The organism is Photobacterium sp. (genome assembly GCF_033720175.1).
GTDB lineage: Bacteria > Pseudomonadota > Gammaproteobacteria > Enterobacterales > Vibrionaceae > Photobacterium.
On the sequence record NZ_JAWWDA010000017.1, the window covers coordinates 76,484 to 87,143 of the forward strand.

Annotated in this window: 9 protein-coding genes; 7 read left to right on the forward strand and 2 right to left on the reverse strand. The window is 45.2% G+C overall.

The annotated features are described in order from the left end of the window. Positions 1 to 53 precede the first annotated feature (53 nt). Positions 54 to 740 carry a methionine ABC transporter permease gene (locus R3289_RS17240; protein WP_318926923.1) on the reverse strand — a complete coding sequence of 229 codons (687 nt, stop codon included), beginning with the start codon at positions 738 to 740 and terminating at the stop codon, positions 54 to 56. Next, positions 730 to 1,764, reverse strand: coding sequence for a methionine ABC transporter ATP-binding protein MetN (metN, locus tag R3289_RS17245; RefSeq protein ID WP_318926924.1), 1,035 nt, complete (start codon positions 1,762 to 1,764; stop codon positions 730 to 732). The genes R3289_RS17240 and metN overlap by 11 nt, the downstream gene beginning before the upstream one ends. Before the next feature lie 272 nt (positions 1,765 to 2,036). Here metN and gmhB point away from each other — a divergent pair, with 272 nt between their 5' ends. The 7 genes from gmhB to R3289_RS17280 all read left to right on the forward strand — a co-directional run bounded on the left by gmhB (position 2,037) and on the right by R3289_RS17280 (position 10,391). Further along, positions 2,037 to 2,591, forward strand: a complete 555-nt coding sequence (gmhB, locus tag R3289_RS17250) for a D-glycero-beta-D-manno-heptose 1,7-bisphosphate 7-phosphatase (RefSeq protein ID WP_318926925.1) — start codon at positions 2,037 to 2,039, stop codon at positions 2,589 to 2,591. Between the two features lie 487 nt (positions 2,592 to 3,078). Next, positions 3,079 to 4,176 carry a porin gene (locus R3289_RS17255; RefSeq protein WP_318926926.1) on the forward strand — a complete coding sequence of 366 codons (1,098 nt, stop codon included), beginning with the start codon at positions 3,079 to 3,081 and terminating at the stop codon, positions 4,174 to 4,176. A 283-nt stretch (positions 4,177 to 4,459) separates the two neighbouring features. Then, a complete protein-coding gene (locus tag R3289_RS17260; protein WP_318926927.1) occupies positions 4,460 to 5,485 on the forward strand; it encodes an ABC transporter permease subunit in 1,026 nt (341 codons plus the stop codon). Between the two features lie 4 nt (positions 5,486 to 5,489). Continuing rightward, positions 5,490 to 6,530 (forward strand): ABC transporter permease, encoded by a 1,041-nt coding sequence (locus R3289_RS17265; protein ID WP_413466716.1) that lies wholly within the window; start codon positions 5,490 to 5,492, stop codon positions 6,528 to 6,530. Positions 6,531 to 6,559: 29 nt separating this feature from the next. After that, positions 6,560 to 8,386, forward strand: a complete 1,827-nt coding sequence (locus R3289_RS17270) for an extracellular solute-binding protein (protein WP_318926937.1) — start codon at positions 6,560 to 6,562, stop codon at positions 8,384 to 8,386. Positions 8,387 to 8,403: 17 nt separating this feature from the next. Then, positions 8,404 to 9,390, forward strand: a complete 987-nt coding sequence (locus tag R3289_RS17275) for an ABC transporter ATP-binding protein (protein WP_318926928.1) — start codon at positions 8,404 to 8,406, stop codon at positions 9,388 to 9,390. Further along, positions 9,390 to 10,391, forward strand: coding sequence for an oligopeptide/dipeptide ABC transporter ATP-binding protein (locus R3289_RS17280; protein ID WP_318926929.1), 1,002 nt, complete (start codon positions 9,390 to 9,392; stop codon positions 10,389 to 10,391). Before R3289_RS17275 ends, R3289_RS17280 begins: the two co-directional genes overlap by 1 nt. Positions 10,392 to 10,660: the final 269 nt, after the last annotated feature.

The window sequence follows — 10,660 nt, forward strand, 5'->3', positions numbered from 1 at the left end:
ATGGGGTATTCCCTAAATGGTATTGCTAAAGTTTTACTTTTTAGAATCTTGGATTATCGGTGATCGACCCGTTTGACTAAGTGATCGCCAACAGATTGAATAAGCTGAACCAGAATGACCAGGATGACGACGGTGATCATCATGACGGAGCCATCAAAGCGTTGGTAGCCGTAACGAATACCCACATCACCTAAACCGCCACCTCCGACGGTGCCTGCCATTGCAGAATAGCTGACCAGTGTGACGAGTGTGATCGTGACGGCATTGATAATACCCGGCAGCGCTTCTGGTAACAGGACCTTAGTAATGATCTGCTTTGGTGTCGCCCCCATTGCCTGAGCTGCCTCAACCAGGCCAGATGGTACTTCCAGTAATGCCCCTTCAACCAGCCGCGCGATAAACGGAATAGCGCCTACGGCCAATGGAACAATCGCTGCCGCTGTACCGATAGAACTGCCGACGATAAAGCGGGTAAACGGAATAATGGCGACCAGCAGGATAATGAACGGAATCGAGCGGCCAATATTAACAACGGTTCCCAATGCTTTATTCAGGGTACGGTTTTCCAGTAGCCCGCCGTCTTTACTTAAGTGCAGCGCGACACCGAGAGGAATACCTAATGCAAAACCGATGATGCCGGATGCCAGTACCATGGTTAGGGTCTGGCCGAGTGCCTCGATGAGCAGGTAGGTCAGACGTTCATTGGTTAGCCACCAGTTGGCAATCGAATCAAGCCACATAACCTAATACCTCAACATTCACTTTATGATCACGCAGAAAAGCGATCGCTTGTTCTGCTGCTTGCTCTGTTCCCAAAAATTCGGCGAGCATCAGGCCAAATTTAACACCGCCCGCGTAGTCCATATCAGAACTCAGGATACTGATGTCGATATTAAACTCTCGTGCAACCTGGCTGATCAGCGGAGCATCAACAGAAGCTCCGGTAAACTCCAGGCGGATCAGAGGGTAGCTGCCGGTCACTCTTTCTGCGGTCATCCGCGCTTGATAATCGTCAGGAATGGATAAGTCTAACGTCGAGCGAATAAATTCACGCGCCAGGTCTGTTTTCGGGTGAGCAAAAATATCGCCGACCGGGCCTTTTTCTACCAGCTCACCATCACCAATAATAGCGACTTCGGCACAGATACTTTTAACTACGTCCATCTCATGGGTGATAAGCAGAATAGTCAGGTTCAGCTTGCGATTGATTTCTTTTAGCAGCTCGAGAATAGACTGGGTTGTTGCCGGATCCAGTGCACTGGTGGCTTCATCACAAAGTAAGACTTTAGGATCAGAGGCTAATGCACGGGCAATGGCGACGCGCTGTTTTTGACCGCCACTGAGATTGGATGGATAAGTGTCTCTTTTATCGGCCAAGCCAACCAGTTTAAGTAACTCGTCGACTTTCGTCGTGAGATCCGTTTTTGATGCTCCGGCCAGCTCTAACGGAAGTGCGATATTATCAAAGACGGTACGAGACGATAGCAGATTAAAGTGCTGGAAAATCATGCCAATTTTACGGCGAGCTAATGTGAGCTCCTGATTCGATAGCTGAGTAAGATCGACGCCATCAACAATAACATGGCCGCTGGTGGGCTTTTCCAGCAAATTTACGCAACGAATTAGCGTGCTTTTACCGGCACCTGAGGATCCGATCACCCCGAAAATGGTACCTTGCTCAATTGTTAGGTTGATATCGAGGAGGGCGTTTATGGCTCTCTCTCCCTGATAGAACACTTTATTGACTCTATTAATTTCTATCATCGAACTTCCTGAACTTAGATAAATCGATTAGTGTTTTTTGTTTTAATATTGTAATCGTTTGGTGTGAAAGGTTGATTTATATCATATTGTGTTGCTGTGATGCTAGGATGTCTAGACGGCCAAGTCAATAGCTATTTTTACGTCCAGACGTCTAGATGTTGTTTTTTGTTCTTTTCTTTTACAGAAGAGGCGATGCATTATCGGTAAACAGGTGAATACCAGCCTCTGGCATGCCATAATCTGCCTAACGCAATAATACAGAGGGCTAACTCTTGGCCAAACCAGCAGTCTTTATCGATCGTGATGGCGTAATCAACGTTGATCATGGTTATGTTCATACCGTGGACGATTTCGAATACGTAGAAGGGGTGTTTGAGGCCTGTAAAAAACTCAAAGAAATGGGGTATATGCTTGTGTTGGTGACCAACCAGGCCGGTATTGCGCGTGGGATGTACACTGAAGATGAATTCCTGCGTCTGACAGAATGGATGGACTGGAATTTTGTCGATCATGGTGTTGAGTTTGACGGTATTTATTATTGTCCGCATCACCCAACAGAAGGTGTGGGTGATTATAAACAGGACTGTGAGTGCCGCAAGCCTAAGCCGGGAATGTTTATTTCGGCTCGTGATTATTTAGCAATCGATATGACTAATTCCGTTATGATCGGTGATAAAGCGGAAGATATGATTGCGGCAGAAGCAGCGGAAGTCGGAATGAAAATTTTAGTTCGTACTGGCAAGCCTGTTACTGACGAAGGCGCAGTTCTGGCTAGTGTGGTGCTGGACAGTGTTGCTGATGTGCCTGCTTGGCTAGCAACTCGTTAAGTTCAATCTCAAATAGCAGAAGGTCGCCTTAGGCGGCTTTTTTTATGCTTGTAATTCAGTGCTTAACAGGCAAATGTGACCCATTGACTGAAAGTGGGTTATATTAACACCTCACTTTTACTAGAACTTTTTGGAATTAAAAATAATATTAATAGGTTATTTTCGCATATAAATCGGGACGTGCCTATGCACTATTTTGACTATTTATGCGAAATTGCGAATAGGCCGGTGTGTTGTGACGGAGGGGGAATAGTTATTTATCCTTTGAAATAAAGCGTCGAGGCGCACTTGGCACAATGTTTCGCGGTGAGAATTATGCACCAATTAATCGCGCGACCATTTTGTAAAATACAACTTATTTTATATGTGTTGTCATCTTTTGTAGATTTATATTGCGTTGATAAGAAATTGGCTTATTGCTAGGTTGTTCAGGCTTAGTTCAGGAAGGATTAGGCGTTAAGGATAATAAAAATTACAGGAAAGTATGATGAAAAAAACACTTCTAGCAGTAGCAATCCCTTCTCTTTTGTTTGCCACATCGGCAAACGCCGTTGAAATTTTCAAGTCTGACGAAGGATTCGCCGACTTTTACGGTCAGCTTCGAACTGAAGTAAAAAAACTTGAAGATAAGGATGTCACGTTAAACGCAGGGTCTTCTCGTGCCGGCGTTACAGCACAATACAAGCTTACCGATACAGTGGATGTGTTTGGTAAGGTTGAATTTGGTTTGAACTACAAAACCAAGGAAAAAGATTACGCGATGAAAAACCGCCTGCATTATGCCGGTGTAGATACGGATGTCGGTAAATTTACTTTCGGCCGTCAGTGGGTTGTTTCGGATGATACATGGGGTGCCGATTATTCCTACTTCTTTGGTGGTTCTGCATTGCGTCACGCGACGCTTTCTGGTGCGCGTCACGATTCACTGATCAAGTATAACTATGAAGGCGAAAGCTTCTGGGTTGCTGGTAACTATGGCCTATCTGAAGATGATACCAATCAGGAGCTGGCTGAACTGTATGCCGGTACCAGCTTAGGTGACTTTAACCTGCACTTCGGTGGCGGTCAGAATCGCGATAAAGCTTATAAAGTTGGTACCCATACAATAGAGGAAGTGAAAGATAAAGTTACAGGTGCACTGACAACGCTGAAAAGTGAAGAGGACGTTAAAGCGGATCTTCAAAATACGTATTTTGAAGGTACGGTTGAATATACGGTTGGTGCTGCATTGATTGGCTTTACTTACTACAACGCTGAACTTGAAAGTCAAGGAGGCCAGAAGATCAAAGAAAATGGCTACAGTGTAGGCGGTACATACAGCTGGACTGACAAGGCTACAACTTATGCGGGGTTTGATTTTACTGATCAGGATGCATCAGAATCATCGCTAAAAGATGGTGATAGCAAAGGATTCCACATCGGCTCTGTTTATCATTTTAACAAGTGGGCTCGTATCTATGCTGAATACGCTTACGCAGATGGTCGTACCCTGGGCTACAGTAACAAAGGCTCAGATACAACTATTGCCCCAACAGAAGTGGATAGCGAAAGTAAATTTGCTATCGGTGCGCGTGTTTACTGGTAATTCCTTTTAAGCCATGTCTTTTTCCCCCCGGCCCTATTGGCCGGGTTTTTTGGTTTCTGGGGGAGAAGAAATACGGAGACATGTGATTCCCGGCCGTGGAGTGCTCCGTACGCTAAAATAATAGCTAATCAACGCTGTGATTTGTCTATCCGTCGATATTCGTTGTGGTGATTCTCTCTCACATATCCGCAGTTGCTCGTTGCTATTGCTCTGTGCGGTGATTGATAATGACATTATTAATGGCAGGAGCCTAAATTACTGAAGACAAGGAGTTAGTCTGCAGATGTTGTCCTATTTTTTCCGTCGGATGCTGTTAGTCATCCCGACATTTCTTGGTATAACCCTTCTTATTTTCACGATCACCCGTTTTGTGCCGGGGGGGCCGGTTGAGCGGATGCTGGCCAGTATGCAGGCAAAAGGAGATGCTGCATCATCGATGACAACACCGGGTGGCAGTAGCGCGTTATCAGAAGATCAGATAGCAGAATTGAATGCTTTTTACGGGTTAGATAAACCGGCGCTCGAAGCCTATACCGACTGGCTCGCTAAATTAGTCGTGCTCGATTTGGGTGAATCGACCCGTTATTACGAACCTGTCTGGGACATGATCGCCGAGCGGCTACCCGTTTCGGCGTTCTATGGGGGAATGACCTTTTTTATCAGCTATTTCATTTCTATTCCCCTTGGCTACTTCAAAGCCATGAGACATGGCAGTGTGTTTGATTCGGGATCATCCATTGTTATTTTTGTCGGCTATGCACTGCCTGGATACGTCGTTGGGGTTTTGCTGATCACCTTATTCGGCTATCACCTTGAATGGTTTCCGATGGGGGGCTTTGTCGATGATGATTTTGACGACTATGAGAGCGTTTACGATCAAGTGAAAGACATTATGTGGCACGCTGTGTTGCCGTTGATTTGTTATTTGATTGGCGATTTTGCCACGCTAACCATGACAATGAAAAATAATCTGATGGAAAATTTATCATCAGATTATGTACGAACTGCTATAGCCAAAGGCCTGCCGTTTCCACAAGCAGTACGCAAGCACGCTCTGCGTAATAGCCTAATACCGGTAGCAAGCCATTTTGGTAACTCCCTGCTATTTTTCATGACCGGCTCATTTCTTATTGAAGTTATTTTTAATATAGATGGTGTGGGTTTGCTAGGGTATGAAGCGATTATGGAGCGGGATTACCCTGTTGTTATGGGGATTGTTGCGATTAATGCGGTATTACTGATGATCGGCAATATTCTGTCGGATGTTTGCGTCGCGATTGTTGATCCTCGAGTGAAGTTCGGAGCCTAGACTGATGAGAATAAATCCGTTAACACTAAAGAAAATCAAGCGATTTAAAGAAATCAGACGCGGGTATCTGTCATTTTTAATCTTGTCTTGTTTACTGATACTCTCTCTTTTTGCCGAGTTTTTGATCAATAGTCAGGCGCTCGTCGTCAGATACAGTGGCGACTACTATTTTCCGGTGATGAGTGATGTCAGGCCGGGAACCGATTTTGGCTTAGATTACTCTAAAGAGGCTGATTACAGAGAATTACAGCAGCTTTTTGAGCAGCAGAATGGCGATAATTTTGTTATCTTGCCGTTAGTGCCATGGAATCCCTACGAACAGGATTTTAGTGGTGAATACCCGCCAACAGCTCCAAGCTTTGACGATCAACATTACCTGGGGACCGATACCATCGGCCGCGACATTTTAGCCCGTCTTTTTTATGGTTTTCGCATTGCTATGGGCTTTGCCTTAACGACCATGGTGATTTCGTATGCAATCGGCGTTTCTGTCGGCTGTGCGATGGGATTTTGGGGCGGGAAATTTGACTTGATAGCCCAGCGCTTTATTGAAGTTTGGTCAATGGTTCCTTTCCTGTATGTAATTATGATCCTGGTATCGATCACCCGACCCACCTTTACCTTGTTTGTCGCGATAAATGTACTGTTTGGCTGGATGGGAATGACCTGGTACATGCGCACCATGACTTACAAAGAGTCGGCTCGGGAATATGTGATGGCAGCCCGTGCCTTAGGTGCATCGACTGCAAGGATTGTGTTCAGGCATATATTGCCAAACACCATGGTCATGATTGTGACTCTGGCCCCCTTTACCATAGCGGCCAATATTACCGCGTTAACGGCGCTGGATTATTTAGGGCTTGGTTTGATGCCTCCCACACCGAGTTGGGGCGATTTGTTACAACAGGGAAAATCGAATCTGGACTCGCCATGGATAGCTTCTTCCGTTGTTGCTGCCATTGTTATGGTACTGGTGATGGTGACCTTTATTGGGGAAGCAATCCGTGAAGCTTTCGACCCTAAAAAATATACCCGCTATATTTAAGATCTACCGTATCAACAAGGATGTTAATGATGTATGAAAAAATAAAATTATCCGCCTTAGCGATGATATCCGCACTAGGTTTTACCGTGCATGCAGCAACGTTGCCTGATGATCTAGAGTGGATATCAAACCCGAATGAACCTATTTTTGCGTCGAGTGATGCTCAGTTCGGTGGAACTTTCCGCACCTACCTTCAGAGCTTTCCACAAACATTCCGAATTGTTGGGCCTGATTCAAACGGTAGTTTCAGGCATTGGCTATTAGATACTCGCCCTAACTTAGTCAGGCGACACCCCATTACTTATAAATGGATTCCGGAACTTGCGAACGAATGGGCTTATGGGAAGGATAATAAAAGTATTTATTTTCGAATAAATCCCAACGCCCAGTGGTCTGATGGTAAACCCATTACAGCCGAAGACTTCAAATTTGCGGTCCAGTTAATGCGTTCAAAAGATATTGTGGCACCTTGGTACAACAACTACTTCACCGAGCAGGTGGAGGGGGTAGGTGAAATTGACGATCATACCATTGTCATTACGTCGACAAAGGCTAAAAACCGGGAAGATTTAATGACGACGCTTTATGACATTCAACCCCGTCCTGCCCATTTTTACACACCGAGAGTTGACAAAAACAGTGATGGGGTTGATGACAATTTCGTTCGTCTTTATAACTTTAAAGCAGAACCGTCATCGGGGCCGTACTATGTGGATAAAGTGAAGAAAGGTAAATCTATTAGCTTTAAACATGTAGGGCGGGACTGGTGGGGCTACTCCAATAAGTATTATAAAAATCGTTATAACGTAGAGAAGATCCGGATCAAAGTGATCCGCGATCAGGATATTGCGCAAAAATATTTTGAGAAAGGTGATCTTGATGCCTTTGGTTTGATTATGCCTTCGCTTTGGCATGAGAAATCAAATGGCGAGCCTTACCAGAACGGCTATATCAATCGGTTTTGGGGGTATAACCAGCTACCTCAAGGTAGCGGTGGAGTCTGGATCAACACCGCCAAGCCTCATCTGGATGATATCAATGTCCGGAAAGGTCTGGCACTCGCCATTGACTTTGATGGCATGATTGAAAAAGTATTGCGTGGTGATTATGTCCGTAAACCGAATGGACTTGGTGTCGGACATGGTGAATACACCAATACTGATATTAAGCCTGACCCGTTTGATCCGAACCGCGCTGCAGACTATTTTATCCGGGCTGGGTTTGATCAGGTAGGGCCAGACGGGATCCGAGTCAACAGCCGTGGCGAGAAGCTGATGTTTGCCGTGACCTATTCTTATTCTGCCCATACCCCGCGTATCGCCTACCTGAAAGAACAGGCGAAGCAAGCCGGTCTGGAGCTGACGTTGAATTTAGTTGATGGATCTTCTGCATTTAAGTACGTGCTTGAGAAAAAGCATGAACTTTCATTTCATAACATGGGGACCAGTTATATTCCGCAATATTGGGAATATTTCCACTCGGATAATGCCACTAAGCCACAGACGAATAATTTTACTAACTACAGCTCGCCAGAGCTGGATAAGTTGATCATGGCTTATCGGGCTGAATTTGATTTAGGCCGGAAGAGGGCGATATCCCGACAGATTCAACAAACTGTTGCAGATGCGAGTGTGATCATTCCTGGTTATATCGTGCCGTACACCCGCGAAGGATATTGGCGTTGGCTGAAATATCCGACTCCTGCGATGACTAAACTGACAGAAGCCATGTTTTCTCCGATAGATCTGTCAACATTCTGGATTGACGAGGAAATAAAGAAAGAAACCTTGTCTGCCATGAAAAAGGGGAAGCATTTCGAACCTGTCACTGTCATCGATGATACCTATAAATTATAGACATGGGAGTAGCGGTTATGACCCATGAAGTCTTACTGGAAGTCAACGATCTTGTGACAGAATTCGTGACCGATGATGGTGTCGTGCGTGTTCTTGATGGTGTTAACTTCACCGTAAAGAAAGGGCAAACATTAGGGATTGTCGGTGAGTCCGGGTGCGGAAAGAGCGTGACCGCTATGTCCGTCATGGGCCTGTTGCCGAGACCTTACGGGCAAGTTACTGGTGGAAAGATCATTTATCGGGGAGCGAACATTGTTGATTTGCCACCTGAAAAACTCTATGCGATGCGGGGTAACCGTATCTCTATGATATTTCAGGATCCGATGACGGCGCTGAATCCGGTGCACAGCATAGGTAAACAACTGTGTGAGGTTCTCGAATTACACCGCCGTGATTTAGATAAAAAAGATCGCCTGAAATTTGCGATTGATATGCTAGCTAAGGTTGGGATCCCATCACCGGAACAGCGTATATCAGAATATCCGCACAACCTTTCAGGCGGCATGCGTCAGCGAGTCATGATAGCCATCGCGCTGGCGTGTAAACCCGATATCCTTATCTGTGATGAACCCACAACAGCACTTGATGTGACCGTGCAGGCGCAGATTCTCGATTTAATGCGTGAGCTACAACGTGACACGGGGATGGCGATTATTTTCATTACCCACGATTTAGGCGTGGTCGCTGAAATGTGTGATGACGTTGTTGTTATGTATGCTGGGCGAGTGGTGGAAATGGCTGATATTTTCACCTTATTTGAGAAGCCAAAACACCCCTATACACTTGGCTTGCTTAAATCGATGCCAACGCAGCATACCGCGCATAAACAAAAGCTGGATACGATAGCGGGCAACGTTCCTCCGTTAAACGAAATGCCTGATGGTTGCCGTTTCTGTACTCGTTGCCGTTATGCTACTGATGAGTGCCGTGACCTTGTCCCAGCCTGGACTCAGTTAAAGGGATCTCACAAAGTGAGTTGCCATCATTGGATGGAGGTAAGCTAATGTCGGAATTACTGCGTGTTGAAGATCTTAAGCAATACTTCTTTTCCGGTGGCGGTATCTTAAGAAAGGGCTACACGGTGTATGCCGTAGACGGGGTAAGTTTTTCCGTTAAGCAAGGAGAGACGCTGGGCTTGGTTGGTGAATCAGGCTGCGGGAAAAGTACACTCGGGCTAACGTTATTAAAATTGTTTGAACCTACCGCAGGTAAGATCTTTTTTGAAGGGCGTGATATTACCCATTTGTCAGTAAAAGAGATGCGTTCACTTCGTCAGGAAATGCAGGTTATCTTTCAGGATCCGACGGAATCACTGAATGCTCGCCATACTGTTGGAATGATAATTGAAGAGCCATTTATTATTCATAAGATAGGTAAGCCGGCGGAACGAAAAGAATGGGTAAAAGATCTGTTGGTAAAAGTAGGTTTACCTGCCGGTGCTGCAGAGCGTTACCCTCATGAGTTTTCTGGTGGTCAGCGTCAGCGTATTGGTATTGCCCGTGCGATTGCATTAAAGCCTAAGCTCATTGTATGTGATGAATCCGTATCGGCTTTGGATGTATCAGTGCAGGCGCAAATCCTTAACTTATTGTTGGAACTGCAGCAAGAGATGAATCTAACTTTAATCTTTATTGCCCATGACTTATCAGTAGTTAAGCATATATCAGATCGCGTTGCTGTCATGTATCTGGGTAAAATAGTGGAAATTGGGCATGCATTAGAGGTTTATAGCTCACCTCTACACCCTTATACAAAGGCATTATTGTCTGCGATACCGGTTGCCGATCCCCGGCAAAGAAACAGCAGTAGGACGGTACTGGAAGGTGAGTTGCCTTCACCGATTAACCCACCCAAAGGTTGTCATTTTCATACTCGCTGCCCATATGCGACAGACAGGTGCCGAGAAGAAAGGCCGCTATTATTGGAAAAAGTGGGTGATCATGCTGATGCGTGTCATTATTCTAATACTCGCCAGGTAAAGAGTGAATTTCGACAAACAGCATGAAACATCCTCGGATTTCTTGTGGTTGGCTAAAAAGTAACCGGTTGAGTGTTTTATTAAAATTAAGGCTTGCAGATTATCGGGGACTCCCTATAATTCGCTTCCGTTGTCACGACAAACTACCGAGTAGATAGCCGAGGCAATAACGTTCTTTAACAATTTGACCATGCAATCTGTGTGGGCACTCGTGAAAAAGTTAAGTCGAAAGATTTATCAATGAACTGAGTGACCGAACAGTATGATTCCTGCAGAGGAATGATATTGGCACAGTC

Bases quoted from the DNA above. Each gene is read 5' to 3' on its own strand.
- R3289_RS17240 (WP_318926923.1), bottom strand. From the start codon at position 740: ATGTGGCTTGATTCGATTGCCAACTGGTGGCTAACCAATGAACGTCTG.
- R3289_RS17270 (WP_318926937.1), top strand. From the start codon at position 6,560: ATGTATGAAAAAATAAAATTATCCGCCTTAGCGATGATATCCGCACTA.
- R3289_RS17280 (WP_318926929.1), top strand. From the start codon at position 9,390: ATGTCGGAATTACTGCGTGTTGAAGATCTTAAGCAATACTTCTTTTCC.
- R3289_RS17275 (WP_318926928.1), top strand. From the start codon at position 8,404: ATGACCCATGAAGTCTTACTGGAAGTCAACGATCTTGTGACAGAATTC.
- metN (WP_318926924.1), bottom strand. From the start codon at position 1,764: ATGATAGAAATTAATAGAGTCAATAAAGTGTTCTATCAGGGAGAGAGA.
- R3289_RS17265 (WP_413466716.1), top strand. From the start codon at position 5,490: ATGAGAATAAATCCGTTAACACTAAAGAAAATCAAGCGATTTAAAGAA.
- R3289_RS17255 (WP_318926926.1), top strand. From the start codon at position 3,079: ATGAAAAAAACACTTCTAGCAGTAGCAATCCCTTCTCTTTTGTTTGCC.
- R3289_RS17260 (WP_318926927.1), top strand. From the start codon at position 4,460: ATGTTGTCCTATTTTTTCCGTCGGATGCTGTTAGTCATCCCGACATTT.